This window comes from Corynebacterium ureicelerivorans (assembly GCF_000747315.1).
Classification (GTDB): domain Bacteria; phylum Actinomycetota; class Actinomycetes; order Mycobacteriales; family Mycobacteriaceae; genus Corynebacterium; species Corynebacterium mucifaciens.
The window spans coordinates 1-20,960 of the sequence record NZ_CP009216.1; the positions used below are offsets into that span (position 1 = coordinate 1).

General features: G+C 63.6%; 45 protein-coding genes. 44 read left to right on the forward strand and 1 reads right to left on the reverse strand.

Annotation, left to right across the window (positions count from 1 at the left end; genetic code table 11):
• Positions 1 to 157: 157 nt before the first annotated feature.
• A complete protein-coding gene (locus tag CUREI_RS11145) occupies positions 158 to 1,384 on the forward strand; it encodes a tyrosine-type recombinase/integrase (protein ID WP_038610169.1) in 1,227 nt (408 codons plus the stop codon).
• 57 nt (positions 1,385 to 1,441) lie between these two features.
• Entirely contained in the window at positions 1,442 to 1,618 is a 177-nt protein-coding gene (locus CUREI_RS12125) for a helix-turn-helix domain-containing protein (protein WP_084768136.1), read from the forward strand.
• Here the strand turns inward: CUREI_RS12125 and CUREI_RS11150 are convergent.
• Positions 1,615 to 1,971 carry a helix-turn-helix domain-containing protein gene (locus CUREI_RS11150; RefSeq protein WP_051952161.1) on the reverse strand — a complete coding sequence of 119 codons (357 nt, stop codon included), beginning with the start codon at positions 1,969 to 1,971 and terminating at the stop codon, positions 1,615 to 1,617. The two genes, CUREI_RS12125 and CUREI_RS11150, sit on opposite strands and share 4 nt — an antisense overlap.
• Positions 1,972 to 2,143: 172 nt before the next feature.
• Between CUREI_RS11150 and CUREI_RS11155 the strand changes: the two genes are divergently transcribed.
• The 42 genes from CUREI_RS11155 to CUREI_RS11345 all read left to right on the forward strand — a co-directional run bounded on the left by CUREI_RS11155 (position 2,144) and on the right by CUREI_RS11345 (position 20,933).
• Positions 2,144 to 2,755 carry a hypothetical protein gene (locus tag CUREI_RS11155; protein ID WP_038610172.1) on the forward strand — a complete coding sequence of 204 codons (612 nt, stop codon included), beginning with the start codon at positions 2,144 to 2,146 and terminating at the stop codon, positions 2,753 to 2,755.
• Positions 2,756 to 2,757: 2 nt separating this feature from the next.
• Complete coding sequence (locus CUREI_RS11160; RefSeq protein WP_038610175.1) at positions 2,758 to 3,789, forward strand: AAA family ATPase; 1,032 nt, start codon at positions 2,758 to 2,760, stop codon at positions 3,787 to 3,789.
• 229 nt (positions 3,790 to 4,018) lie between these two features.
• Positions 4,019 to 4,402 (forward strand): hypothetical protein, encoded by a 384-nt coding sequence (locus CUREI_RS11745; RefSeq protein WP_051952162.1) that lies wholly within the window; start codon positions 4,019 to 4,021, stop codon positions 4,400 to 4,402.
• A complete protein-coding gene (locus tag CUREI_RS11175; protein WP_038610180.1) occupies positions 4,402 to 4,623 on the forward strand; it encodes a hypothetical protein in 222 nt (73 codons plus the stop codon). The genes CUREI_RS11745 and CUREI_RS11175 overlap by 1 nt, the downstream gene beginning before the upstream one ends.
• Positions 4,624 to 5,475, forward strand: coding sequence for a MarR family transcriptional regulator (locus CUREI_RS11180; RefSeq protein ID WP_038610183.1), 852 nt, complete (start codon positions 4,624 to 4,626; stop codon positions 5,473 to 5,475).
• A complete protein-coding gene (locus CUREI_RS11185) occupies positions 5,472 to 5,909 on the forward strand; it encodes a hypothetical protein (RefSeq protein WP_038610186.1) in 438 nt (145 codons plus the stop codon). Before CUREI_RS11180 ends, CUREI_RS11185 begins: the two co-directional genes overlap by 4 nt.
• Positions 5,910 to 5,995: 86 nt before the next feature.
• Entirely contained in the window at positions 5,996 to 6,211 is a 216-nt protein-coding gene (locus tag CUREI_RS11190; RefSeq protein WP_038610189.1) for a hypothetical protein, read from the forward strand.
• A gap of 131 nt (positions 6,212 to 6,342) precedes the next feature.
• A complete protein-coding gene (locus CUREI_RS11195; protein ID WP_038610192.1) occupies positions 6,343 to 6,627 on the forward strand; it encodes a hypothetical protein in 285 nt (94 codons plus the stop codon).
• A complete protein-coding gene (locus CUREI_RS11200) occupies positions 6,627 to 6,848 on the forward strand; it encodes a hypothetical protein (protein WP_038610194.1) in 222 nt (73 codons plus the stop codon). The genes CUREI_RS11195 and CUREI_RS11200 overlap by 1 nt, the downstream gene beginning before the upstream one ends.
• Positions 6,849 to 7,049: 201 nt before the next feature.
• Positions 7,050 to 7,502 carry a DUF7432 family protein gene (locus CUREI_RS11205; protein ID WP_038610197.1) on the forward strand — a complete coding sequence of 151 codons (453 nt, stop codon included), beginning with the start codon at positions 7,050 to 7,052 and terminating at the stop codon, positions 7,500 to 7,502.
• Between the two features lie 293 nt (positions 7,503 to 7,795).
• Positions 7,796 to 7,999 carry a hypothetical protein gene (locus tag CUREI_RS11210; RefSeq protein ID WP_038610200.1) on the forward strand — a complete coding sequence of 68 codons (204 nt, stop codon included), beginning with the start codon at positions 7,796 to 7,798 and terminating at the stop codon, positions 7,997 to 7,999.
• Complete coding sequence (locus tag CUREI_RS11215) at positions 7,996 to 8,316, forward strand: hypothetical protein (RefSeq protein ID WP_144242395.1); 321 nt, start codon at positions 7,996 to 7,998, stop codon at positions 8,314 to 8,316. The genes CUREI_RS11210 and CUREI_RS11215 overlap by 4 nt, the downstream gene beginning before the upstream one ends.
• 147 nt (positions 8,317 to 8,463) lie before the next feature.
• Positions 8,464 to 8,961: a single-stranded DNA-binding protein gene (ssb, locus tag CUREI_RS11220; RefSeq protein WP_038610203.1), complete on the forward strand. Its 498-nt coding sequence runs from the start codon at positions 8,464 to 8,466 to the stop codon at positions 8,959 to 8,961.
• A gap of 60 nt (positions 8,962 to 9,021) precedes the next feature.
• A complete protein-coding gene (locus CUREI_RS11225; protein ID WP_038610205.1) occupies positions 9,022 to 9,441 on the forward strand; it encodes a hypothetical protein in 420 nt (139 codons plus the stop codon).
• Complete coding sequence (locus tag CUREI_RS11230; RefSeq protein WP_038610208.1) at positions 9,441 to 9,641, forward strand: helix-turn-helix domain-containing protein; 201 nt, start codon at positions 9,441 to 9,443, stop codon at positions 9,639 to 9,641. The genes CUREI_RS11225 and CUREI_RS11230 overlap by 1 nt, the downstream gene beginning before the upstream one ends.
• Positions 9,642 to 9,774: 133 nt before the next feature.
• On the forward strand, positions 9,775 to 10,620 hold the full coding sequence (locus CUREI_RS11235; RefSeq protein WP_051952164.1) for a phage antirepressor KilAC domain-containing protein: 846 nt from the start codon (positions 9,775 to 9,777) through the stop codon (positions 10,618 to 10,620).
• A 151-nt stretch (positions 10,621 to 10,771) separates the two neighbouring features.
• Positions 10,772 to 10,951 (forward strand): hypothetical protein, encoded by a 180-nt coding sequence (locus tag CUREI_RS11240; protein WP_038610210.1) that lies wholly within the window; start codon positions 10,772 to 10,774, stop codon positions 10,949 to 10,951.
• A 33-nt stretch (positions 10,952 to 10,984) separates the two neighbouring features.
• Positions 10,985 to 11,557 (forward strand): WhiB family transcriptional regulator, encoded by a 573-nt coding sequence (locus CUREI_RS11245; RefSeq protein ID WP_051952165.1) that lies wholly within the window; start codon positions 10,985 to 10,987, stop codon positions 11,555 to 11,557.
• A complete protein-coding gene (locus tag CUREI_RS11250) occupies positions 11,554 to 11,940 on the forward strand; it encodes a RusA family crossover junction endodeoxyribonuclease (protein WP_038610213.1) in 387 nt (128 codons plus the stop codon). Before CUREI_RS11245 ends, CUREI_RS11250 begins: the two co-directional genes overlap by 4 nt.
• Before the next feature lie 76 nt (positions 11,941 to 12,016).
• On the forward strand, positions 12,017 to 12,211 hold the full coding sequence (locus CUREI_RS11255; RefSeq protein ID WP_038610215.1) for a hypothetical protein: 195 nt from the start codon (positions 12,017 to 12,019) through the stop codon (positions 12,209 to 12,211).
• A 107-nt stretch (positions 12,212 to 12,318) separates the two neighbouring features.
• Entirely contained in the window at positions 12,319 to 12,504 is a 186-nt protein-coding gene (locus tag CUREI_RS11260; protein WP_038610218.1) for a hypothetical protein, read from the forward strand.
• 2 nt (positions 12,505 to 12,506) lie between these two features.
• On the forward strand, positions 12,507 to 12,677 hold the full coding sequence (locus CUREI_RS12480; protein WP_158407445.1) for a hypothetical protein: 171 nt from the start codon (positions 12,507 to 12,509) through the stop codon (positions 12,675 to 12,677).
• Positions 12,670 to 13,200 (forward strand): hypothetical protein, encoded by a 531-nt coding sequence (locus tag CUREI_RS11265; RefSeq protein WP_038610221.1) that lies wholly within the window; start codon positions 12,670 to 12,672, stop codon positions 13,198 to 13,200. The genes CUREI_RS12480 and CUREI_RS11265 overlap by 8 nt, the downstream gene beginning before the upstream one ends.
• Complete coding sequence (locus CUREI_RS11270) at positions 13,197 to 13,529, forward strand: hypothetical protein (protein ID WP_038610223.1); 333 nt, start codon at positions 13,197 to 13,199, stop codon at positions 13,527 to 13,529. The genes CUREI_RS11265 and CUREI_RS11270 overlap by 4 nt, the downstream gene beginning before the upstream one ends.
• The gene (locus CUREI_RS11275; protein ID WP_038610226.1) at positions 13,526 to 13,876 is read left to right on the forward strand and encodes a hypothetical protein; all 351 of its coding nucleotides are present in this window, start codon (positions 13,526 to 13,528) and stop codon (positions 13,874 to 13,876) included. The genes CUREI_RS11270 and CUREI_RS11275 overlap by 4 nt, the downstream gene beginning before the upstream one ends.
• Entirely contained in the window at positions 13,873 to 14,073 is a 201-nt protein-coding gene (locus tag CUREI_RS11280) for a hypothetical protein (RefSeq protein ID WP_038610230.1), read from the forward strand. The genes CUREI_RS11275 and CUREI_RS11280 overlap by 4 nt, the downstream gene beginning before the upstream one ends.
• Positions 14,070 to 14,312, forward strand: coding sequence for a hypothetical protein (locus tag CUREI_RS12385; RefSeq protein WP_144242396.1), 243 nt, complete (start codon positions 14,070 to 14,072; stop codon positions 14,310 to 14,312). Before CUREI_RS11280 ends, CUREI_RS12385 begins: the two co-directional genes overlap by 4 nt.
• Entirely contained in the window at positions 14,309 to 14,596 is a 288-nt protein-coding gene (locus tag CUREI_RS11285; protein ID WP_051952166.1) for a hypothetical protein, read from the forward strand. Before CUREI_RS12385 ends, CUREI_RS11285 begins: the two co-directional genes overlap by 4 nt.
• Positions 14,593 to 14,841, forward strand: coding sequence for a hypothetical protein (locus tag CUREI_RS11290; RefSeq protein ID WP_038610234.1), 249 nt, complete (start codon positions 14,593 to 14,595; stop codon positions 14,839 to 14,841). The genes CUREI_RS11285 and CUREI_RS11290 overlap by 4 nt, the downstream gene beginning before the upstream one ends.
• The gene (locus tag CUREI_RS11295; protein WP_038610237.1) at positions 14,831 to 15,091 is read left to right on the forward strand and encodes a hypothetical protein; all 261 of its coding nucleotides are present in this window, start codon (positions 14,831 to 14,833) and stop codon (positions 15,089 to 15,091) included. The genes CUREI_RS11290 and CUREI_RS11295 overlap by 11 nt, the downstream gene beginning before the upstream one ends.
• The gene (locus CUREI_RS11300; RefSeq protein ID WP_038610240.1) at positions 15,088 to 15,444 is read left to right on the forward strand and encodes a hypothetical protein; all 357 of its coding nucleotides are present in this window, start codon (positions 15,088 to 15,090) and stop codon (positions 15,442 to 15,444) included. The genes CUREI_RS11295 and CUREI_RS11300 overlap by 4 nt, the downstream gene beginning before the upstream one ends.
• On the forward strand, positions 15,441 to 15,602 hold the full coding sequence (locus tag CUREI_RS12485) for a hypothetical protein (RefSeq protein WP_158407446.1): 162 nt from the start codon (positions 15,441 to 15,443) through the stop codon (positions 15,600 to 15,602). The genes CUREI_RS11300 and CUREI_RS12485 overlap by 4 nt, the downstream gene beginning before the upstream one ends.
• Positions 15,595 to 15,822, forward strand: a complete 228-nt coding sequence (locus tag CUREI_RS11305) for a DUF3310 domain-containing protein (RefSeq protein WP_038610244.1) — start codon at positions 15,595 to 15,597, stop codon at positions 15,820 to 15,822. The genes CUREI_RS12485 and CUREI_RS11305 overlap by 8 nt, the downstream gene beginning before the upstream one ends.
• Positions 15,819 to 16,520: an FAD-dependent thymidylate synthase gene (gene thyX, locus CUREI_RS11310; protein ID WP_038610248.1), complete on the forward strand. Its 702-nt coding sequence runs from the start codon at positions 15,819 to 15,821 to the stop codon at positions 16,518 to 16,520. The genes CUREI_RS11305 and thyX overlap by 4 nt, the downstream gene beginning before the upstream one ends.
• On the forward strand, positions 16,517 to 16,693 hold the full coding sequence (locus CUREI_RS12490) for a hypothetical protein (protein WP_158407447.1): 177 nt from the start codon (positions 16,517 to 16,519) through the stop codon (positions 16,691 to 16,693). Before thyX ends, CUREI_RS12490 begins: the two co-directional genes overlap by 4 nt.
• On the forward strand, positions 16,690 to 17,637 hold the full coding sequence (gene nrdF, locus CUREI_RS11315; RefSeq protein WP_038610252.1) for a class 1b ribonucleoside-diphosphate reductase subunit beta: 948 nt from the start codon (positions 16,690 to 16,692) through the stop codon (positions 17,635 to 17,637). Before CUREI_RS12490 ends, nrdF begins: the two co-directional genes overlap by 4 nt.
• Positions 17,637 to 18,389, forward strand: coding sequence for a hypothetical protein (locus CUREI_RS11320; protein WP_038610255.1), 753 nt, complete (start codon positions 17,637 to 17,639; stop codon positions 18,387 to 18,389). Before nrdF ends, CUREI_RS11320 begins: the two co-directional genes overlap by 1 nt.
• Entirely contained in the window at positions 18,386 to 18,847 is a 462-nt protein-coding gene (gene dut / locus CUREI_RS11325; RefSeq protein ID WP_038610258.1) for a dUTP diphosphatase, read from the forward strand. Before CUREI_RS11320 ends, dut begins: the two co-directional genes overlap by 4 nt.
• Before the next feature lie 16 nt (positions 18,848 to 18,863).
• Positions 18,864 to 19,100 carry a hypothetical protein gene (locus CUREI_RS11330; protein WP_038610261.1) on the forward strand — a complete coding sequence of 79 codons (237 nt, stop codon included), beginning with the start codon at positions 18,864 to 18,866 and terminating at the stop codon, positions 19,098 to 19,100.
• The gene (locus CUREI_RS11335) at positions 19,093 to 19,512 is read left to right on the forward strand and encodes a hypothetical protein (RefSeq protein ID WP_038610264.1); all 420 of its coding nucleotides are present in this window, start codon (positions 19,093 to 19,095) and stop codon (positions 19,510 to 19,512) included. Before CUREI_RS11330 ends, CUREI_RS11335 begins: the two co-directional genes overlap by 8 nt.
• A 189-nt stretch (positions 19,513 to 19,701) precedes the next feature.
• Positions 19,702 to 20,289, forward strand: coding sequence for a ParB N-terminal domain-containing protein (locus CUREI_RS11340; protein ID WP_144242397.1), 588 nt, complete (start codon positions 19,702 to 19,704; stop codon positions 20,287 to 20,289).
• Between the two features lie 251 nt (positions 20,290 to 20,540).
• A complete protein-coding gene (locus CUREI_RS11345; RefSeq protein WP_038610267.1) occupies positions 20,541 to 20,933 on the forward strand; it encodes a hypothetical protein in 393 nt (130 codons plus the stop codon).
• Positions 20,934 to 20,960: the final 27 nt, after the last annotated feature.

Genomic DNA, 20,960 nt, shown 5'->3' on the forward strand with positions numbered 1-20,960 from the left:
GGTTCAATTCCCGGCGGCTCCACCGAGGGGAATCCCCAGGTCATTGTTGGCCTGGGGATTCTTTCGTTTCCGCAGCGTGTGGCACTATTCCATAGTAGACACGAGTAGACACACGCGGACATGAAACGACTTACGGAAGGGAACGCAAGGGGAACGCATGGCCCGGAGAAGAACCTGGGGCAAAATCACCAAAAAGCGGACACGCTTCTACGCCGAATACACCGGCCCCGACAGCAAACGCCACACCCCCGGCCACAGCTTCGCAACCCGGGGCGACGCGGAGGGCTGGCTCGCCCACGAACGCCGCCTAATCGACCTCGACGCATGGGAGCCCCCCACAACCCGCGCAGCCAAGGCGGAGGCGGACGGCATAACCGTTGGGGAATGGCTGGAAACCTACCTCGAAATCCTGACGTCACGGCTGAAGCCGTCGACGCTGCAAAGCTATCGGAGGGAAGTACACAACCGCATTCTCGCCCCACTCCCGCCCGGGGACAGTGACCCACGGGTGGTGGGGCTGAAAAACATTCCCCTCACCCGCCTCACAACAGCGGACGTGTACAAGTGGTGGGACGGCCTGCAAGCCGCCTACCCCGACGCGAAGACAACGAACCAGCATGCCTACAAGCGACTTCGAGCCGCGTGCGCAGAAGCCGTCCGGCGCGAGATGATAGACGCGAACCCCGCGGCAGTACGGGAGGCCGGCAAGCGGGTACAGGCGCAGGAGAAGTACCTGCCGGAGGACTGGGAGCTCGCCGCGATACTCGACCACATGGACGCCGCGTACAAGCCGTTGACGTCGCTCATCCTTCATCATGGGGCGCGTATCGGTGAGGCTATAGCGGTGGAGGTGGAGGATGTGACGGTGACGCCGCGCCCGGTGCCGTGGCTCCCTAAAGTCGCCGTGGCGGTACGGCAGAACGCGCAGCGTCTCACCATCGACGGGAAAACCCGGATGGTGGTCATGTCCACCCCCAAGACGTCCGCGGGGAGGCGCACGATACCCATCATGGACGCGGACGCCCCGCTGTTCCTCGCTCACCTATGGGCGCATGACGGGTTGGCCACGTTGGTAGAGACTGACCGTGGGACGCGCAAAATGGTGCTGCTCACCCGCACCGCGACGGGGCAGATGGTGATGGACACCAGCTACCGCAGTATCTTGAACCGGGTGAAGCGGCGGGCCGGCGTCGACGCGGGTATCAACCCTCACACCGGGAGGAACTGGCTGATTACCCGCTTGGCGGAGCAGGGCGCGCACCTGAAGGAGATAGGCGCGCTGCTGGGGCAGGATGATGTTTCCACCATCCTCGACGTGTACATGAAGGTGCGTTCCGGGCGTACGGACGAGCTCATGGAGCGGGTGAGCGCCACCCTCCGGTAGTGTGTACTGTAGTGTCCACTAGTAGACACTAGGAGACGGAGAAAGGAACCGTGAAGCATGGCTGCAACCTTGCTCACTCGACAGCAGGCCGCGGACATTGTCGGCTGCAATGTCCGCACGATTGACCGGCGTATCCGGTCAGGCGACCTACCGGCCCGACGCTCAGGAAGGATGGTGCGTATCGACCCGGCAGACCTCGACAGGATGTTCAGCGACCCGAAACGCTGGGCCTAGCGTTCCAGCTGCTCGATAAGGTTCAGCGCGGCTGGTAGTAGCCGGTCAGGTAGACCCTCCACCTTGCTGTGGAGGGTCTTTCTTTGCACGTCGGCGGGGTTGTAGCCGGCTGCGGAGAGAACCGCGTGGGGGTCTGCGCTGACTGCTTTAGCGGCGGCGGTGAGCTTCTCCACAGAGGGGTTGACGGGTGTGAACTCGCCGTTGATAAGGTGCCCGCCGTCTTCTATGCGCCTGTAGAACGTGGGGGTTATTCCGGCGTTGAGGGCAGCTTGGCGTTTAGACAGTCCCGCCTGTTCTCGGGCGGTTTGGAGTATGCGCCCGGGGAGCCATTGTGGGGGCGGGTTGGGTGTCATGGGTTTTAGCGTATCGCACTAGGTTTGACTTTTTTACAAACTGTGTACTAGAGTGCATACCAGTACACACCGCAGAGTGCGTACACCGGGCTGCAACCCGGCAAAACGAAGGCCCGGCTGGCGCTGCAACACCAACCGGGCAAAGACGCTCACGGAGAAAGGAATTCAGACCATGAGCACCTCTAATCCTAACCACCCCGCCACACAGGGGCAACTAACCAAAAACGAGCGCGCAGCACGCCTCATCAAGCAGAAGTTCGTGCTCGACATGCTGTACGCCGTCCACAAAGACGAAACCGCCGAGCTCGCCGCGCAGTACGAACCCGGCGACAAGGCCGAAATCAAGAACGACAACGGCGTGAAGATTGGCACCGTGTCCATGTCCACCCCGAACAAGAAGGCGGTGCCGGACGATGATTCCGTGCTGCTGGGCTACGCCGTCGAGCACGGCCACGAGGTCGAGGACATGCTGCCGGCCAACGGCACACCGGAAGCCGCGGAAATCGTGAAGCTGGTCGAGGCCGCAGGCCGCGAAGACCTGCTGGTGCCGTCCGTGACCGCAGAGGTGGAGAAGGAAGTCTGCCAGGAGGTTCTGAAGGGCTGGGAGTTCAGCGGGGGCAAGGAGCTGCCGTTGGGCTGGGAGATTCAGGACGCCTCGAGCCCGCGATTCACAGTGGCGAAGGGGCGCAGCGCGCAGGCGAAGGCCGCGTTCGAGCGCGAGATGGAACCGATTAAGGACGCGCTGGCGCAGTCAGCGTTCCGCGAGATTGAGGAGGGCAAGTAACAATGACCATCACCACTAGGAAACCCACCGGGCAGACCTCATGGCCGTTTATCCTCCTCGCCGGCGTCGAGGGTGGAGGTAAAACTTGGGCCGCTGTCGAAGCAACCGGCATGGAATCGGTCGACAGGGCATTCTTCATCGAGCTTGGCGAGGGCATGGCCGATGAATACGGGCAGGTTCCGGGTGCTGACTTTGAAATCATCGAGCATGACGGCACCGTGGGGATGATTCGTGAGGCGATTGCGTGGGCGTCGGCGCACCCCGCTGCTGAAGGCAAGAACAACATGCTCATCTTCGATTCGCTCACCGAATTGTGGGAGCTGATCACGGAGAATGCGCAGGCCGAGGCAAACCGGCGCGCCACCCGCAAGGGGCGCAAGATTCCCGAGGGTGGCATTCGTATTGACATGGATCTGTGGAACCGGGCTGGCGACACCTGGGAGGGGGTGATGGGCCAGCTGCGTCGATTCCCGGGTGTGGTGATCGGCACCGCCCGCCTGGAGAAGGTCACGCTTATGGACGATGAGGGCAGGCCGACGAAGGAGAAGGACTGGAAGATTCAGGCGCAGAAGCGCTTGCCGTACCGGGTGCAGGTGATTGTGCAGGCCCGTCAACCCCGCACCTGGACAATGACGAAGATCGCTACCACGGTTCCGGCGTTGCAGCTGCAGCCCGGGCAGGAGCGGACGTTCAACGACTTCTCCGTGGTGAAGCTTTTGGAGACGATGGGGGTGGGGGCGAATACCGCGCCGGCGACGTTCCGCGAGGCGGTGCAGGACGATTCACTAGCCGATAATCCACAGCCGAAGCAGAAGCCGCAGCAGGAGGCGACGGCAGAGCAGCTGGCGGAGTTCGCTCGCAAGGCTACCGAGCAGTCCGACGAGGCGCTGAAGAAGGGGCTGGTGTACTACCAGCGCATGAAGGACACGCAGCGGGTGGAGATTGTGCAAGCGGAGATTAGCCACCGGGCGCAGCGCAACGTGCAAGACCAACTCGACGGGGAGGTGGTTGAGGGTGAGCTTGTCGAAGCCTAGCCTGCGCGCCCTTAGCTGGCGTGACCGCCAGGCGGTGCGGGTTATCGATTGGTGCATTACCCACTTGCCGTCGCGGGAGCTGTCCGAGGCCATTACGGAGGCGTTGAGCGCGGGGACAGTGCAGGTGCTCCTAAGGCACCTGCAGGAGTGGGAACGGCGCGCCAGGCCAAACACCTAGACGGGGCTGCAACCCCAATTTTGAAGCACGGAGAAAGGAAAAGCACGGACGATGAAGCGTTCCTACATGAAGCGCAAACCCGCGAAGAACGGGCGGGTGCCGGAGGAAGTGTACGCGGCGGTGATGATGCGCAACGGGGGCCGGTGTGAGGTCGGATTCCCCGGTGTCTGCACCGGGCGGGCGGAGGAGTTTCACCACCGCCAGTCGCGGGGGGCGTCGCGCAACCCGCACACCATCGGGAATGGTTGCGCGGCGTGCCACGCCTGCCACGACTACCTGACGCACCGCTCCCCGCAGGCGGGGCGCGACGTGGGGGCCGTGGTGTCGCGCCACTACACCGGCGACCCGGCGTATAAGCCGATGAAAGTACCGGGCCGGGGCTGGGTGTACCTCACCCCGGGCGGTGGCTACGAGAAAGCCGAGGGGGTGCAGTAATGAGGCAGGTAGGTATACCCGCTGACTTGTCGGCCATGCCCCCACGGGCGTTGAAGGTGTACGCGGTGCTGGCCGCGAATCGGTGGCCCCAAGGGTTGACGGTGAATCAGGTATCGGGTCTGACCGGGTTGACGTGGCGCACGGTGGATACCGCGTTGGAGGAGCTACGCGCAGCCGGCTACCTGGACGAGCACAACCAGCCGGTGGGAGGTGCTGCGTAGGTGGCGATTTATCGTGACGGCTCCATTGACGAGAACTGGGCGACGATTCCCAACGCCCTGTTTCGTTCCGGGTTCCCGCTGCGTGTGGTCGCGGTGCTGGGGAACCTGCTCACGCACCGGCCTGACTTCCCAGTGACGGTGAAGCTCATGGCCGAGCAGCTCGGTGTGACCCCGAAGACGGTCACGCAAGCGATCAATGACTTGGAGGAGCTGGGGTTGGTTGAGCGTGTCCCGGTTCCTGGGGAGCCTGGCAAGTTTGGGCGGAATGACTACCGGCTGCGTGAGCAGCGTTTGGTGACGTGGCAACCGGAGGTAAAAAATACCGACGGTGAGGGGGAGCCGGAGGTAAAAATTACCCACGGGCCGGAGGTAAAAATTACCCACGGGCCGGAGGTAAAAAATACCTACATAGAAGACCAAGATAAAACACTAGGTAGAACACCAACTTCCCCCCAAGCCCCCCAAGGGGGGCAGGGGGAGCTGGCCGTCCCGGTGCCGAGCCTCGCGGAGGACTTCGCGGACTGGTACGCGACCTATCCGCGGAAGGTGGGGAAGAAGGACGCGGAGAGGGCGTACAAGCGGGCCCGCAAAGACGGGGCGACCCGGGAGGAGCTGCTGGCCGGTGTCGAGCGTTCGGTGCGTTCCTGGCGCGTCGAGGGGCGCAGCAAGGACAAGCTGCCGTACCCGGCCACCTGGTTGAACCAGGGGCGCTGGGAGGACGAGGAAACGCTCGGCGCGGACGTGGGGCAGCGCGGCGATTATCAGCCAACGGCGAATGATGTGGCGCAGCAGATGATTCAGCGCATGCAGCAGCAGCGCCAGGGCAACGAGTGGAAGGAGCTTGAGCGGTGACGCCCGAGGAGAAGATTGAGCTTGCCGGCAACGTGATTACCTACGGCAAGGCGCTGGCACCTGACCGGTTCCCGCGCCCCACGGAGCAGGTGGTGGCCGTGTGGGCCGACGTGCTCGGGTCTATCAGCGTGCCGAAGGGCGTGTGGCCGGAGGCGGTGCGTGTGTGGGCCGTGGAGATTGCGGGGGAGCGGATGTGTACCCCGCGGGAGCTGAAGCAGGCTGCGCGGGCTGTGCTGGCGCGGTGGGAATCCGAGCCGGTGAAGCGTGAGCTGCTGGCTGCGCACCGTGAGGCGCGGCGGGTGCAGCGTGACCGGGAGCTGTCGGAGGGCCGGTTTGGTGAGGTGCGTGGGCACGCAAGGCCGGTGCTGGAATCGCGGCCTGTGGTGTCGGGTGCGGTGTTGGACGCGGTGAAGGATGTTGTAAAGCGTGTTTGACCTGTACGTTTGACATTATTACAAACTATGGAATAGGATTAGGGCAACAACGAAAGAGGGGCTGCAACCCCAGAAAGGACACCGCGATGAAAACCACCGCCGACAACCTCACCGCACAGAACATCGTCGACAAGCTCGAAACCGAGATGGCCATGCAGAACGGTTGGGAGTTCAGCACCACCCTGAAGGAATCCCTCGAAGACACCGTCCAAGAGCTTATGTACGCCGACGGCTCAGCCCTCCCTGCGTTCCTCCGCGACCTGGCCTACGCCCTCGACAACCTGGCCCTCGAGCTCGACTAACCGCAACCGCCAGCCTCCGGGCCGGCAATCAGCCCGACCAGCAGGCAGGGGAGTGCGAGCCTCCCCACGGGCACTAGGGGCACCCGCCCCGCACCAAGACGGCGCTGCAACGCCGAGGAAGGAACACAACGATGGACATGCTGCTCGAACGCGCACCCCACATCGCAAAGCACTGGCGGAGGGTGGGTGACCACCTCGCGTACGAGAACCTCACCGCGACCCTCGACTTCGACCCGGGGTGCCACGCCATCACGTTGCGCAACGAGGACAACGGGAACACCGAAACGATCCGCGTCATGACCGTGCGCAGCGTCGGGGCAGTCCTGCAGACGGCGCGCCTCGCCTACGACCTGCTGGCCGGCCCCGAGGCTCCGCGTGACCCCGAGGTGGACACGCTCGACGGGTGGGAGCGGTAGTGAACAGCAAAGCGCAGGAAGCCGACCGGGTGCGCATGGAGCGCGCCCTGCTCGGTGCCGGCATGGACGCGAAGCGGGCGTTGGAGAGCGCCGCCCGGGTAGCTCCGTACGACGAGCGACTGCGGGCATGGGAGGCGCTGGCAGACGCGGCGTCCCGGGCGAACCAGGCCCTCGCCGGGTACATGACCGAGTACGGGCTGATGGGGAAGGAGGGCGAGTGATGGAGGCTGCAATGCAGGTCGAGTTCTGGAACGCGGTGCTCGACGTGGCGTGGGTGCTGCTGCCGCAGGAGTGCCTGAACGCCCTGGCGTACAACTAGCGCGGGTGGAACCCTCTCCGGTTCGAGGCCGGGGCGCGCACGAGGTGGCAACACCGCCACCACTACTAGACCGGGCTGCAACCCGGAGGAAGGGGACACCACCATGTCCAAGAAGCCAGAATCCGCCCCCATGTCGGAGTACGCCGGCGCAACGCTAGACGAGCTGCCGAAGACCAACCCGCCCCGCTCATACGACGACGTGAAGCCCTACTGGGGCAATGTTGAGGGCGCGCAGCTGTTCACGGTGAACCAGCTGGTGCTGGAAACTCCGGAGCTGCTCGACCTGTGGAAGACGCTGGTGGCTGCAGCACACGAGAACCCGCTTGCCGAGGTGGACGGAACAACCATTCGCCGTGTGGCCGACGGCGACGAGATTAACCGCCAGATTCGGGAGAAGCGGTCCCGCTACGACCAAGAGCGCGAGGCGTTCCACCGACTGATCAACGGCGAGGTCAAGTACACCGTCTACCCCTCCACCACCAGCTACTACATGGAGCGGGAGAACATCGGATGGGATGAGGACTGGGTGCAGGAGAATTACCCCTCCCAGTCCTGACCGCCACCGGAGCCGGGCGATACTGCGCCTCGTGCCGACGGCTGGCACACCACACAATCGAATAGGTAGCCCGCGCCGGGCCCGCGCCCTTCACCGGGTGCGCTGCGGTTCAACCCCGCAGGCGGGCACGCAGGGGCGGTGGTGCGTTTTGGCGTACTTCAGCACCGCGCAAGGGCGTACCCGCTCACGGGCAATGCGACGGCACTATTCCCACCGTCGCGGGAGCGGCACTGCGACCCTGCGCCCCTCACCAACGTCACAAGACCGGCTGCAACCGGAGAAAGGACACCACAATGAAACTGCCCACCTTCACGGCCCTGGGCAACCTCGAAGGCGCACTCACGGGCGCGCTCGAGGAATGCTACGAGGCGCTGCACAGCTACCAAGACGCCGGCCTCGACAAGCCGTACGTCCACGCGAAGCTGAACCAAGCGGTCGCGGAACTGCGCGAGGCACAAAGCTACCTCCGCGCCTTCCCGGGGGCACCGTCGGCATGATGGGCACGCAAGACCCGCTGTGGGGCGAAACGCACCCGGCAGAAGCCGCCTACTACGCCAACATTGCTGTGCACCGCGGCTGGCACGTCGCAGCAGACCGGGCTATGGGCTACCTGGCGAACACCGGGCGTGAGTTCACCGCCGACGATTTACGCCGCCTCCTCGACCAGGCCGGCGACCCCACAACCCCGAACGCATACGGAGGCCTCCTCATGGCCTGGTCGCGCCGCGGGATTATCCGCAAGACCGGATACCGCTGCTCGACGCAGCCGAAGCGCCACGGAGGGGTGAACGCCGTATGGGTAGGCACCAAGTAGGGCACTGCCAGTACAGCCGCTGCACGGGGTTCATAGACCCCCACGACCGGCTAGGAGCGTACTTCGGGCTGTGCCCAACGCACGCCCGAGACGCGGAGACGAAACTGAAACTCAACCGAGACGAATTCAACGCAAGGAACAGGAAACATGGCACTTCCTAACATCAACATCGAGGGCGGAACCCTGGTCACAGACCCGGAGCTGCGCTACACCCCTTCGGGCGCTGCGGTGGCGAACTTCCGCGTCGCTGCCAACAGCCGCCGGTTCAACAAGGAGACGAATCAGTGGGAGGGCGGCGACACCACGTTCCTCACCTGCAACATCTGGCGGGAGGCCGCGGAGAACGTGGCCAACAGCCTGCAGAAGGGCATGCGGGTGAACGTCACCGGCGAGCTGCAGCAGCGCTCCTACCAGACGAAGGAGGGGGAGCAGCGCACCGTGTTTGAGGTGAACGTGCGCGAGGTGGCTCCGTCGCTGAAGTTCGCCACCGCGCAGGTGAACCGCAACCAGTCGAATGGCGGCGGGGGTCAGCAGCAGGGTGGCTGGGGGCAGAAGAGCGGCCAGACGCCGCAGAATGACCCGTGGGGCGGCGCGACCGGCGACACGGGCGGGTTCGGCGGCGGCGACCCGGAGCCGCCGTTCTAGGAACGCTCGCCGGGTAAGGTAACGGCGGGAACACAGAAAACAACAAGGGAGACGGAACCCATGAATAAGAAAATTGCAGCTTTGGCCGCGGCCACCGCGCTCACCCTCACCGCGTGCGGCGACACCTCCGACGAGGACGCAGAGCCAGCCACCAGCACCTACGAGTACAAAGACCCAGTAGATGAACAGGCGAAACCTACCCATGATTGGCTCATGGAGCAGGGTGCGAAGTCTGTAGGGCTGTCAAACGATACATTCCGCAGCGTCGTTATTTTGTCTTGCGGGTACGCGGAACAGGAACAGTCAGAGTCCCTTGAGACAATCCGCGCCAAGGGGGAATCTGCAATTCGTGCCCAGGTGAAGGACGTACCGGAGGATAAGGTGACCCCGGCGTTCTTAGCAGCTACCGCTACGGGTTGCCCTCACCTTATTCAAGGGCAGGGCGTGAATGGTTTGAAGCTAGTTCTTGCGGGGCAGTAGTGGACAGTGAGCATGACGAGCTGTTGGCCGCTGCCGTTGAGGCGCACCAGGACTACGAAGGCGCGGTGGAGGCTGCTAAGGCTGCACGCCGTTTGGAGTTCCAGCGAGCCGTAGACGGTGGAGTGAGCCGTGGGCAGATTGCGCGCCGGTTGGGTCGTTCAACAGCGTGGGTGAGCCGGATTGTTTCTGGCGACCGCTGACCATTGACAAAATGGCAAGGGTCGGGTAAGTTAAAGGGCACTAGGTCACTTAGACCTGGTGCCCGATATTTTTGGGCCACGGCGGTGCTACCAACACCCCGTGGCGTGGACTCAACTAATAAGGAGTTGAATCATGGGTCAGTTTGTCATACCCGCAGGGGCAGAACAATCCCCCACCCCTTTTGACGTGTATCGCCAGGAGCGCGAGGACGGCTCCGAGTTTTGGAGCGCCCGCGACCTCGCCCAACTCATGGGCTACCGCAAGTGGCAGAACTTCGAGAACGCACTGAACCGCGCCATTAAGGCAGCGCACAACCAAAAAATGGACGTTACCAGCCTTTTTATCCGATCTAGTAAAAAGACCGCGGGCCGTCCACAAGAGGACTACGAGTTAACCCGGTTCGCGGCGTACCTCGTCGCCATGAACGGCGACCCTAACAAGCCGGAAGTCGCGTCCGCGCAGGCATACTTCGCCACCCGCACCCGCCAGGCCGAAACGCAGCAACCCGCACAACTCACGGACGAGGAACTACTCTCCCGTGCCCTCATGGTGGCCAACTCCAAGATGGAGCGCCTGGAGGCCGAGAAGGCCGAAGCGGTGGAACTCTCCGAGGCTGCAATGGCGCGTGCCCACGTCGCGGAAGCCGAAGCGGACGAGGCGCGCCCCAAGGCAGAGGCGTTCGACAGTTTCATGCGAACCGACGGCACCTACTACATGGGTGCAGTAGCGAAAATGCTGGGCATGGGGCAAAACGAGTTGTTCCGCAGGCTACGGAAGGAACGAGTGCTTATCCCGTCGGGGCACCTGTACAACACCCCGTACCGGCAGTATGAGCGCTACTTTCTGGTTCGTCCGCACAAGTATGTTAACGCGGACGGGCGGGAGTTCTTGAAGCACACAACGTACGTGAAGCCGGCGGGGGTTGAGTTTATCCGACGACGGCTGGGGGTTGAGGCTCCGTTCGTTTCCGTGTCGTAGTTGGTTTCACGGAGAAGGGGAGTTTTGGGGTAGTGCTGCAACGCTATCCCCGGCCATGTAATTAGAACGTGTGTTCGTGTACGTCGCAAATGTGTTCTACCATTGACGGCACCGAGCCGACCGCATAACCACCCGGAGCAGACTTCCTAACATGATTGAGACAACAGCCCTCACCCCGCCTGGTGCGCCCTGCAAAGTCACCAGGGCGCACGACCCGAAGGACACCTTCACCGCCTACGAAATAGAGGTCAACGGCCAAACCATCGAGCTAGAACCCTCCCACGTCGCGGAGCTCTCCCGCGTGCTCACCCTCATTGCGGGTGGGAACTGAAACCGCTCGCAATACACACCCGATGGTGTTAGTGTGGCCGATGTGGAAGGCGCGAAATGCACATACCAAGACCGGGAGCTGTTTACCAACCCGGCTGGCCGTGACGCACCATCGACAGTGCGTGCGATACAGATTTGCGAAGAGTGCCCCATCATCAACCAGTGCGCGAAGCAGGCGCTGACAGCCGGCTCAAGTATCGACTTCAGCAACCAACACCCCGCGGTCGGTGTGATCCAGGCCGGGGTGTACTGCGACGGCTCGCAGCGCGCAGCTATGGAGCTCGCGGCCCGGGCGGGGGAGCTTCCCCCTGCCGTCGAGGTGACGCCGCGGGCGAAGGCAGGGGACAGGTGCAAAAGCTGCGGCACGCCAATGGTGCGGTGGACGCGTGACCGTGTGCCGGACGGGTACGCAATGCACCGGGGGCGGGGGTTCTGCACGAACTGCCGTAAGGCGTACAACGAGGAGTTGGCTCGGGCCCGGGCTAATGGTGAGGTACGGGTGGGGCTGCGGAAGCAGGTTGACCGGAAGCGCCACTCGGCCCCGCCCCGCCGTGACCGCGAGGTGGTTATCCAGTTCTCGTTGTTTGAGCGGGAGGCGCTGGCGTGACGCAGTGGGACTTGAAGTTGCCGTGGGTGAAGCCGCCGCTGTCGCTCAATGACCGCGAGCATTGGGCTCCTAGGGCGAAGAAGCAGAAGGCGGTGCGGGAGGCGTCGGCGCTGCTGGCTCGGCAGGCGGGTATCCCGCGGTTGGGGACGGCGAAGGTGCGGCTGGTGTGGTTGGTGGCTGACCGGCGTCGGCGTGACCGGGAGAACATCACTGCGACGCTGAAGCCTGCGATTGACGGGCTGGTGGACGCGGGTGTTGTTGAGGATGACTGCTGGTGGATTGTGACTGAATCGTCGTGTGCGATTTCGTTGGTAGAGAAGGGGTGTGAGGGGGTTTACCTGCAGGTTTTGGGTGAGCCGGAGGGCGTTTCGGTTTCCCTTTGACATTATGACAAAGTGTGTAATAAACTAGGGGTACAAACAAAGAGCAGAGGGGCTGCAACCCCAGAAAGGACACAAGATGGCCACCTACGCCACCACCGCCGACTACATCGAGCAGAACATCACCCCGGGCCTCGGAGATGTCGAGCTCACCAGCGAGCAAGCGCAGGAAGTCGCCCACCGCATGACCGAATGGAACGAGGACGGCCAGCTCGTGGAGCGCGAGGGCATGGACTTCTGGGACGTCGTAGCCGACGTCCGCGGCGACAACTAGCCCGACAAGGCAGGCAGGCGGGTTCAAGCCCCCGCCACGGGCACCAGGGCCAACCGGCCCGCACAACCACATAGACCGCGCTGCAACGCGGAGAAAGGAACCCCGTCATGTACCACGGGAACAACGAAGGCCTACGCGCCCTCGACATGGCAGAACAACGCCTCAAAGAAGCCCGCACCACCGCCACCCCAGCGGAACTGCCCGGCCTCAACCTCGCGCTGAACATCGTCCGCGACACCGCCGACGATGTGGCGCCCGCCCGCTCCCTCCACGACATCCTGCAGGGGGCCTAGCCATGACCAACCGCGCAATCATCTTCCTCATTATCGCGGCACTCGCTGCCCTGTCGGTGCCCGTAATCATGGCCGGCACCGGCGCAATCCTCCCGGTTGTTTACGCCCTCGCGGGCCTGCTGATTTACGAGCTGGCGACCGACCCCTACCGGAACGGAGACACCAATGAGTAACGAAACCGCACGCCTAGCCCGTGAGTGGGCTGAATCCCGCAACCCGAACAGCCTGACGGGTGCCGCTAAGGCTGCTCGCGAGCACATCATGGCCACCACAGACCCACTGACGATGGCGGACGTGGAGTGGAACGACGAGAAGCACTACCTGGCCGGGGCTGTAGACGCTGATGGGCACGAGGTGGTCATGCTGGATAAATTGCATGGAAATATCCGTGTTTGCGACGTAGACCAGATGGGCCTGGGTCGCCCGGTGCTGGAATCCCCGAAGACCATCACCCCGAACGGGAAGCGGTACGAACTGCGCGAGGTAGGGGCGCCGGAAGAACCGACCCACCCGGAAACGCTGGTGACCGAGCAGGACTACGCGAACGCGCCCGCCGGAACCGTAGTCGCGGAATCCCATTACTTTGCATGGCAAAAGAACCAATTCGGAGCCTGGCGCAAGGTTAAAACCCGGCTTACCGACCGCGAGATGGCAGGCACGGAGCGGCAGGTGCTGCGCTGGGGGTGGGGCAAGTGACCACCAACATCACCCCGGACAAGGCCCGCGAGCTACTCAACACGGCACGCCAAGAAGCGGGGGACGGGCAACGCCCCGTGACCGTGGCCGCGAAGTACGCCCCGCTGGTAGAAGCCACCCCCGCACTCGCGGAACTAGTCGCCAGCATGCACTACGAGTACGCGGTGCAGACAGGCATCGACGACAACGGTGATTACAGACACATGTACGACTGGCGACCGACCCACGACGAAGCCGCTGAAATGGTGGCCCTACTCAAGTGCATGAACCCGGACATTAAAACCCGCATTGTCCGCCGCTTGGTGGGGGAGCCGGAGGTAGTCGAATGAGCCGCTGGGAAGTGAAGCAGCACATCTACAGCAGGAAGTGGCTGGCCTACCCGAGGGACTACCACTCACTGCGACCGCAGACGGTGGTGGACGCGAGCGTGCCGTGTGTCCGCATGTTCCACCACCACGCCGAAGCCGTCGCCTACGCCGACCGCATGGCCCGCACCCGCGAAGTCGTGCTGCCCAGGAACCACGACCTAAAGAAGTCGGTACATAAAGACATTAACGGGGATTTGTACGCCAACTACAGCAGCGCCAACTACTGGGCGCAAGACAACTGGAACAAAGGCCCAAAACCCCTCGCACTCGCGCTACTCGCCCTCGCAGAACAGGAGGAACACACATGAGCAGCACCTACGGCCCGTGGCAGCGGTGGTTCGCGTGGCGCCCCGTGGAAACCCGCAACCACGGCTGGCGCTGGCTCCGTGTGGTTGAACGCCGCCGCCACTACCCCGACCCCATGCTCCCGCCACTAATCGGCGCGCAACCCGGCTGGGAATACCAACCAACCCCCAACAACCGACACGAAACCGAGGAAGCATGACCACATTCATTCGACTGTGTGGAGGGGAAACCGGCGTGGGCACCACCCGTGACGAGTGCCCCCACCGGCTGCATGACTTCCCGCTCCCCGACGGCTATGGGGACGCGGCGGAGGAAGCGGCACGCAGGATCGGCCACCGCTGGCAAAACGTCCGCTGCCCAGACTGCGGCACCTACGGCTGGAATCCGGGGACAAGCCGCTACAAACTCACACCCACCAAGACGGAGGAACACGAATGAGCACGTATCTGTACTTGCGGTGCGAATCGCACAACCCGCCAATCGAAAACGACGATGAATCCGGCCAACACCTACACGACCTAGAGCAAATCTGGGCCGACCTCGACAACCGCGACCGGATCGCCGCCGCCTGGCGCGACGGCATGATCCCCGAAGATTACTTCCGTCTCCACACGGCCCGGTTCCTCGTCGCGCACCCACACTGCAAAATCGGGGTCGTAGACGAATACGGACGCACCCACCACCCAGACGGCACCACACGAGACGAGGGGGAACAAGCATGAGCATTGATTACGACCGGCTACGGGAGCTGGTGGGGGAGATGGAGCAGGGTGTGGCGGCGACTACCCGCTACATCTGGATCGACCTCGCCCGCGAACTACTGCGCTTGCGGGACGGGGTGAAGCAGGTTGCCGATGACCTCGGAGAAAAAGCGGAATACGCCCCCAATGTCCCCCGGCGGGAAGCCTACCTCGAAGCAGAGCAGCGTCTCACCGACCTACTGAACGGAGACACCAATGAGCATTGATTACGACCGTTTGCGGGAGCTAGTCGCGGAGATGGAGCAGGGCGCAGCCGCCACCACCCGCTACACATGGCTAGACCTCGCACACGAACTGATCCGCCTGCGCGACGGAATCGAAGCGCAGCGCGACACGTGCACCAGCGCCGCGGCAATGTGCCGGGACTTCAACAGCCCGGACGCGCCAGCCGTCGCAAGCAACCTCGAATCCGTAGCCCGCGCACTCACCGGCCTACTGAACGGAGACACCGAATGAGCACTATCGACCGCGCAGCCGACGTAATCCGCGCCCACGGGTTCGACCCCTGCCGAGAACCGGAATGTATCGCGCAAGACCTCGCAGACGCGGGCCTACTCGCGCCAGACCTACCGACCCTGAAATCCGACTACGCCAGCATAGAAGTGCCGGTACGCAGCACCATCATCAACATGCACGACGATCCCGAGCGCTACGACGATGACAGCATCCTCGTCGGCACCTGGTTCGGGGAAGTGGAGTTCTCTCTCGGCAAATTCGACGAGGTGTCGGTCTACATGAGCATTGAACAGGCCCGCGACTTCGCCCACGCCTTGCTTGGGTCCGCCGACTACTCGGAGGCGAACCAATGATGGAGCTCAAGGAAATCAAGGTTGAACGCGAGGGTGGCTACGTGTGCGTCGCGTGGGACGGCGGACGGCTACGGCTAACCCCCACCACGGCAGCGGAAATGGCACGGCAAATGCGGGTCGCCGCAGTGGAGATCGCTAGCGAGGTGACCCGTGAGTGACCCTGTGAACCACCCGCAGCATTACACCGGGTTCAGCAACGGTGCGGAGGTCATCGATATTGCGGAGAACCTCACGTTTAACTGCGGCAATGCGGCTAAGTATTTGGCCCGCGCCGGAAGCGTCGACGGACGGGTGAAGGGCGACGTGCTGCAAGACCTGGAGAAGGCCCGCTGGTACATCAACCGCGAAATCAACCGACTGAAGGAGAACAACCAATGACCAGAATCGCCGAACCCGGCGTGACCCTCATTGCCCACACCACTGTCACCACACTGGACGGAACGCTGGATACAGCCCCCCACGCCGCCGAGTGGCTTGAACCCCAACAGGGCACCGCCCACGCGGAGTACATAACCGAGTTCGCTGGCAGGGCTTGTTACCAGAGCTTCAACCGCCCGAACCCGGCCACGGCCACCACCGCCGATTACCTACGCCGCACACTGTTCGAGCAGAAGCACTGGAGCATTGCGGAGCACGCCACCGCCACGTTCTACATCACCGGCGTGTCCCGCGCCTTCACCCACGAGTTAATCCGCCACCGCCACCTGTCGTACAGCCAACTCTCCCAGCGCTTCGTAGACGAGGGCCGCGCCGACATTGTGGTGCCGCCCGCCATGCGCGGCGAGGAGGACGTACTGCTCGAACTCGAGCGCGAAACCTCCCACTACTACAGCACCATCGTGGACGTGCTCACGGACGACGGCTTGCCCCGCAAGCAGGTCCGCGAAGCCGCCCGCGCCGCGCTCCCGAACATGACCGAAACGCGGATTGTGGTCACCGGCAACTTGCGCGCATGGCACGAAGTAATCGAGCGCCGCACCGCCCCGGACGCGGACGCGGAAATGCAAGAGGTCATGGGCATGGTGCGCGACCAGCTCACGACCATTGCACCGACCATCTTCCCGGAGGAGAAGTGAACGACTACATCACCGAAATCTGGGTTGGTGGCGTCAACGGCGGCGTCGCCTGGGGCGAATGGCTCCCCGTCGACGGCAGGGACTACACCACCCAAGACGCGGCGGTTGACGTAGCCGCCGAATGGGAGGCAGAAGGCTACACCGCACGAATCAAAAGGAAGGCAGCAGCATGATTGAACCCATCAACTGGAACACCGTCCCTGACGATAAAGACCTAGAGGTGTGGAACCGCCTCACCGGCAACTTCTGGTTGCCGGAGAAGGTGCCCGTATCGAACGACATTCCGTCCTGGAACCTGCTTACGGACGCCGAGCGCGAAGTGACAATGCGCGTGTTCACGGGCCTGACGCTGCTGGATACACTGCAGGGCACCGTGGGATCCGTCTCCCTCATCGGTGACGCGCAGACCCAGCACGAGGAAGCCGTACTGACCAACATCGCGTTCATGGAATCCGTGCACGCGAAGTCGTACTCCAACATCTTCATGACGCTGGCAGACACCCCGGCAATCAACCGGGCGTTCAGGTGGGGGCGTGAGAACAAGCAGCTGCAGTACAAGGCGGAGCGCGTGGAGGAGTTCTACCGAGGAAGCGACCCGGCGCTGAAGAAGGCCGCGTCCACCATTCTCGAATCCTTCCTGTTCTACTCCGGGTTCTTCTGGCCGCTACACCTGGCGAGCCACTCGAAGCTGACGAACACCGCCGACATAATCCGCCTGATTATCCGCGACGAGGCCGTTCACGGCTACTACATCGGCTACAAGTTCCAGCGGCACCTGCAGGACAAAAATGAGCAGGGCCAGCACGCCGTCAAAGAGATGGTGTACGAGCTCCTGTACGACCTGTACGAGAACGAATGCGACTACACCGAGGCGATCTACGACCCACTGGGCCTCACCGAGGACGTGAAGGTGTTCCTCCGCTACAACGCGAACAAGGCGCTGAACAACCTCGGATACGAGGCGCTGTTCCCCGCCGACGAGACGCAGGTGCAGCCTGAGATTATGGCGCAGCTGTCGCCCAATGCGGATGAGAACCACGACTTCTTCAGCGGCAGCGGCAGCAGCTACGTCATGGGCAAGGCCGAAGACACCACAGATTCGGACTGGGAGTTCTAATGGGGAAGGAGAAGGGCCAGTGCCAAGCGACCGGCAGATTCGGCAGGTGCCCCAACCGCGCCCGCAAACCGGGCTACCCGTACTGCCAGAAGCATGCGGAGGTAAAGGGTCTTCAGCACCCCCTTGTGTCCACCGAGGGCTCGCGGGTGCTCATTGCCGAGCTGAAGCGCGCCGGGTGGAGCAACCGCACTATTGCCCGCGAATCCGGGCTTGCCGAGAACACGATTCTCGGAATCGCGCACAACCCGACCATGCACCGCAGTACCGCGGAGAAGCTGCTGGCGCTGCGCGAGCTCGAGCCCGAACCGTTCCGCGTTGAGGTGTGGCCGTACCGGCGCCGGCTGCAGAGCCTGCAGGCCGCGGGCCACACCGGGCGCGACATTGCGAAGGGAACCGGCCTCCCAACGTCCACCGTGTCCTTCATCGTCAACGAGGAGGGCGAGTGGATAGCCCGCGGCAGGGCCGAGGTAATCGAACGGTACTGGCGGGAGCACGCCGCCGACCCGGTGCGCACCGCGACTGCGGCTGCTATGCGCGGTGGCTGGCCGGTGCCTATGTGGTGGGACGACATTGACGACCTGCGGGAGAAACCGGGGGTTACGCATTGCCGGGTGTGTCACGGCCTGGAGCCGTTCCGCAGCACAGGGCTGTGCAACGCGTGCAGGAGCCGGTTGTGGAACGCGCAGAACCGTGACGAAGTAAACAGGCGCCGGCGTGAGCGTCGCAGGAAAGCAAAGGAGCAAGCAGCATGATTGAGTTCTCGAAGGTGCACCCGGATGTGCCGACCCCGAAGCGGGCGCATCCCACGGACGCTGGCGTTGACCTCACCGCGTGGTCGATTGATACGGGTGAAGGGCAGGGCACTGACTGGGAGACGGACGTGATCAGTCCCGGCGTGTCCCGCGTGTTCGGAACCGGCGTTCGCGTCGCAGTACCCGAGGGGTACGTGGGGTTACTGTTCGCCCGCTCGTCGCTCGGGGTGAAGCGTCGCCTTGACGTGGCCAACGGCACCGGGGTGATTGACGCGGGTTACCGCGGCGAAGTGAAGGTGTGCTTGCGGAACACAGGCCGTATTCATGCGCGCCTTAAGCGTGGGGAACGGGTTGCGCAACTGGTGGTTGTGCCGTGCGACCGCGAGGAGTGGGTAGAGGTAGCGCACCTGGACAACACGGAACGCGGTGAAGGTGGGTATGGTTCCACAGGTAGCTAGGTCGTATCGTGGGGGCATGGCGACGAAAGTGTGCAACGTTTGCAATCGGGAGAAGCCGTTGTCGGAGTTCCACCGTCTTACTTCCTCCCCGGACGGGCACCAGTACACCTGCAAGGTGTGCATGAAGGAGCAGCGGGTGAAGTACCGCGCCAGGGAGAACACGTATGCGCGGGGTGCGCGGGCGGAGGAACGCCGCGAGTTGGCCTGGTATCGGGAGCACTACCCGCAGGAAGGGAAACCGTGGAATGAGTAATTTCTGGCGGATCAGTGATTATTTGGAGGCGCACCCCACCCCGTGGCGGATAGTGCGCCCGAAGCCCTCCACCACCGGCCTGGAAGGCCTGCGCGTGTACCCGGAGCCGGACACGGACGGCTACGAGGGCGTGCTGTACCGGGACGGGCGGGACACGGCAGCGGACGTTGTGGTGGACGCGAACGGCAAGGTGGTTGTAGAGTCCGCCGACAACGCGGGGGAGGCCTCATGGCTCGAGGGTGATGTGCGCGCCCTGGTGGACTTCGTAAATGCTGCGGGGGCGGCGATAAACGTGCGGACAGAGCGGCTATTCCCTGACTGGGCTAGCGGTCGAGCGGGCACATTATCGGAGACGGATAAGCAGCGGATTATGGAGAGTGCGAAGCGCAGGTTTAGTGGCCCGGTAGACTAGCTGGTACGCGAACCCCGCCCTCTACGTTTGTATGGCGGGGTCTTCGCTTGTGGGGTAGGTTTCGCCGTGGGGTGGGCCCTAACCCCGATTCGGCCCGTTGCTTTCATCGCTTCCCCTGGTGGTGCGAGCAGCGGGCCGCTCGTTCACCGTCGCCTGACCGCGTGGCCCGGTGGGGCACCATGCCCCGGTATGGAGACGAGAACAACCCTGCCGGTGGGTGACCTTCACCCGTACCGTGGGAACCCGCGCAACGGCGACGTGACCCTGATTAAGGCTTCCTTGTTGGAGCATGGGCAGTACCGCCCTGCGGTGGTGAATGACACCGAGGACGGTTGCATCGTTCTGGCGGGGAATCACCTGGTGCAGGCCATGCGGGAACTCAACGAGGAACACCCGAACGAAGGGTGGGGCGTGGTGTGGGTGCATATCGTCCACCTGGACGAGCAGCAGGCCCGCCGCCTAGCACTCACCGACAACAGGTCTAGTGACCTCGCCTCCTACGACCACGTCGCGCTTCTAGCGGAACTAGAAGCGTTGGATGTGTTCGACGGCACCGGGTGGGGTGAGGCCGACCTGGAAGCGCTCGAAGCCCTCACCGCCGACGCAGAACCAGAACCGGAGGGTGACGCCCCGGACGAGTTCCCCTACCCGGGCATGGCCACCGTCACTCTGCACCTGCTGCCCCCGCTGCACGAGCAATGGCAGGACTTCACCCGCGGGTTCGACAGCCCCGAGGAGGCATTGGAACACCTCCTCGACCACGGGGCGGGAGCATGACCCGCACGGCCCGTCAGAAGCGCATATCCCGCGAGCGCGCAGCCAGCAAAGCCAGCCTCGGGAAGAACTGCCCCACCCCCAACAAGCACGCCTACCCCAACCGCGGTGAAGCGCACGCCTCACTGCGCCGGCAATGGCGACAACCCCGCCCCGGCAAGCACCTCCCCACCCGCGTGTACCGCTGCCCCTGCGGAGCATGGCACCTCACCAGCAAGCCTGACCGCACCCGCAGGTGACGCACCATGCGAAGCATGAGTGACGGGAACATCACCTGCCCCGCAGCCGACGAGTGCGACGTGTGCGGGCGCTGCACCATGTGCCACCCCCGCGACCCCCGCTACGACCACGGCGGGCCGCTGCCAGCGGGCAATGGTGGGGTGAACCTGCACGGCCCCGGCTGGTACAGCACCGACCAAGTACGCGACATGCTCAACAAGGTGGGGGTGGACATGGAACACGCCGAACACCTCATGGAAGAAGCCCGCCAAGTGGTGGACTGCTACGTGCAGAGCTTCCTCCACACGCCGGACGAACACACGGCCACCCACTACCCCGACGGGGTGCTCCACACCTTCACCGGCCCCAACAACGACGGCCACACCCGCACCTGGACAGTAGCCACACGGTACCCCGACACCACCTAAACCAGCAGGTAAAGCCCTGACCCGCCC

Excerpts from the sequence above, each read along its gene's own strand:
- CUREI_RS11240 (WP_038610210.1), top strand. The coding sequence starts at position 10,772 with ATGATTGAGACAACAGCCCTCACCCCGCCTGGTGCGCCCTGCAAAGTC.
- CUREI_RS11280 (WP_038610230.1), top strand. The coding sequence starts at position 13,873 with ATGAGCAGCACCTACGGCCCGTGGCAGCGGTGGTTCGCGTGGCGCCCC.
- CUREI_RS11285 (WP_051952166.1), top strand. The coding sequence starts at position 14,309 with ATGAGCACGTATCTGTACTTGCGGTGCGAATCGCACAACCCGCCAATC.
- thyX (WP_038610248.1), top strand. The coding sequence starts at position 15,819 with ATGACCAGAATCGCCGAACCCGGCGTGACCCTCATTGCCCACACCACT.
- CUREI_RS11300 (WP_038610240.1), top strand. The coding sequence starts at position 15,088 with ATGAGCACTATCGACCGCGCAGCCGACGTAATCCGCGCCCACGGGTTC.
- CUREI_RS11330 (WP_038610261.1), top strand. The coding sequence starts at position 18,864 with ATGGCGACGAAAGTGTGCAACGTTTGCAATCGGGAGAAGCCGTTGTCG.
- CUREI_RS11225 (WP_038610205.1), top strand. The coding sequence starts at position 9,022 with ATGAATAAGAAAATTGCAGCTTTGGCCGCGGCCACCGCGCTCACCCTC.
- CUREI_RS11290 (WP_038610234.1), top strand. The coding sequence starts at position 14,593 with ATGAGCATTGATTACGACCGGCTACGGGAGCTGGTGGGGGAGATGGAG.
- CUREI_RS11150 (WP_051952161.1), bottom strand. The coding sequence starts at position 1,971 with ATGACACCCAACCCGCCCCCACAATGGCTCCCCGGGCGCATACTCCAA.
- CUREI_RS12125 (WP_084768136.1), top strand. The coding sequence starts at position 1,442 with ATGGCTGCAACCTTGCTCACTCGACAGCAGGCCGCGGACATTGTCGGC.
- CUREI_RS11275 (WP_038610226.1), top strand. The coding sequence starts at position 13,526 with ATGAGCCGCTGGGAAGTGAAGCAGCACATCTACAGCAGGAAGTGGCTG.
- nrdF (WP_038610252.1), top strand. The coding sequence starts at position 16,690 with ATGATTGAACCCATCAACTGGAACACCGTCCCTGACGATAAAGACCTA.
- CUREI_RS11255 (WP_038610215.1), top strand. The coding sequence starts at position 12,017 with ATGGCCACCTACGCCACCACCGCCGACTACATCGAGCAGAACATCACC.
- CUREI_RS11335 (WP_038610264.1), top strand. The coding sequence starts at position 19,093 with ATGAGTAATTTCTGGCGGATCAGTGATTATTTGGAGGCGCACCCCACC.
- CUREI_RS11175 (WP_038610180.1), top strand. The coding sequence starts at position 4,402 with ATGAGGCAGGTAGGTATACCCGCTGACTTGTCGGCCATGCCCCCACGG.
- CUREI_RS11345 (WP_038610267.1), top strand. The coding sequence starts at position 20,541 with ATGAGTGACGGGAACATCACCTGCCCCGCAGCCGACGAGTGCGACGTG.
- CUREI_RS11235 (WP_051952164.1), top strand. The coding sequence starts at position 9,775 with ATGGGTCAGTTTGTCATACCCGCAGGGGCAGAACAATCCCCCACCCCT.
- CUREI_RS11320 (WP_038610255.1), top strand. The coding sequence starts at position 17,637 with ATGGGGAAGGAGAAGGGCCAGTGCCAAGCGACCGGCAGATTCGGCAGG.
- CUREI_RS11215 (WP_144242395.1), top strand. The coding sequence starts at position 7,996 with ATGATGGGCACGCAAGACCCGCTGTGGGGCGAAACGCACCCGGCAGAA.
- CUREI_RS11745 (WP_051952162.1), top strand. The coding sequence starts at position 4,019 with ATGAAGCGTTCCTACATGAAGCGCAAACCCGCGAAGAACGGGCGGGTG.
- CUREI_RS11190 (WP_038610189.1), top strand. The coding sequence starts at position 5,996 with ATGAAAACCACCGCCGACAACCTCACCGCACAGAACATCGTCGACAAG.
- CUREI_RS12485 (WP_158407446.1), top strand. The coding sequence starts at position 15,441 with ATGATGGAGCTCAAGGAAATCAAGGTTGAACGCGAGGGTGGCTACGTG.
- CUREI_RS11210 (WP_038610200.1), top strand. The coding sequence starts at position 7,796 with ATGAAACTGCCCACCTTCACGGCCCTGGGCAACCTCGAAGGCGCACTC.
- CUREI_RS11205 (WP_038610197.1), top strand. The coding sequence starts at position 7,050 with ATGTCCAAGAAGCCAGAATCCGCCCCCATGTCGGAGTACGCCGGCGCA.
- ssb (WP_038610203.1), top strand. The coding sequence starts at position 8,464 with ATGGCACTTCCTAACATCAACATCGAGGGCGGAACCCTGGTCACAGAC.
- CUREI_RS11145 (WP_038610169.1), top strand. The coding sequence starts at position 158 with ATGGCCCGGAGAAGAACCTGGGGCAAAATCACCAAAAAGCGGACACGC.
- CUREI_RS12385 (WP_144242396.1), top strand. The coding sequence starts at position 14,070 with ATGACCACATTCATTCGACTGTGTGGAGGGGAAACCGGCGTGGGCACC.
- CUREI_RS12480 (WP_158407445.1), top strand. The coding sequence starts at position 12,507 with ATGACCAACCGCGCAATCATCTTCCTCATTATCGCGGCACTCGCTGCC.
- CUREI_RS11265 (WP_038610221.1), top strand. The coding sequence starts at position 12,670 with ATGAGTAACGAAACCGCACGCCTAGCCCGTGAGTGGGCTGAATCCCGC.
- dut (WP_038610258.1), top strand. The coding sequence starts at position 18,386 with ATGATTGAGTTCTCGAAGGTGCACCCGGATGTGCCGACCCCGAAGCGG.
- CUREI_RS11160 (WP_038610175.1), top strand. The coding sequence starts at position 2,758 with ATGACCATCACCACTAGGAAACCCACCGGGCAGACCTCATGGCCGTTT.
- CUREI_RS11340 (WP_144242397.1), top strand. The coding sequence starts at position 19,702 with ATGGAGACGAGAACAACCCTGCCGGTGGGTGACCTTCACCCGTACCGT.
- CUREI_RS11155 (WP_038610172.1), top strand. The coding sequence starts at position 2,144 with ATGAGCACCTCTAATCCTAACCACCCCGCCACACAGGGGCAACTAACC.
- CUREI_RS11195 (WP_038610192.1), top strand. The coding sequence starts at position 6,343 with ATGGACATGCTGCTCGAACGCGCACCCCACATCGCAAAGCACTGGCGG.
- CUREI_RS11295 (WP_038610237.1), top strand. The coding sequence starts at position 14,831 with ATGAGCATTGATTACGACCGTTTGCGGGAGCTAGTCGCGGAGATGGAG.
- CUREI_RS11260 (WP_038610218.1), top strand. The coding sequence starts at position 12,319 with ATGTACCACGGGAACAACGAAGGCCTACGCGCCCTCGACATGGCAGAA.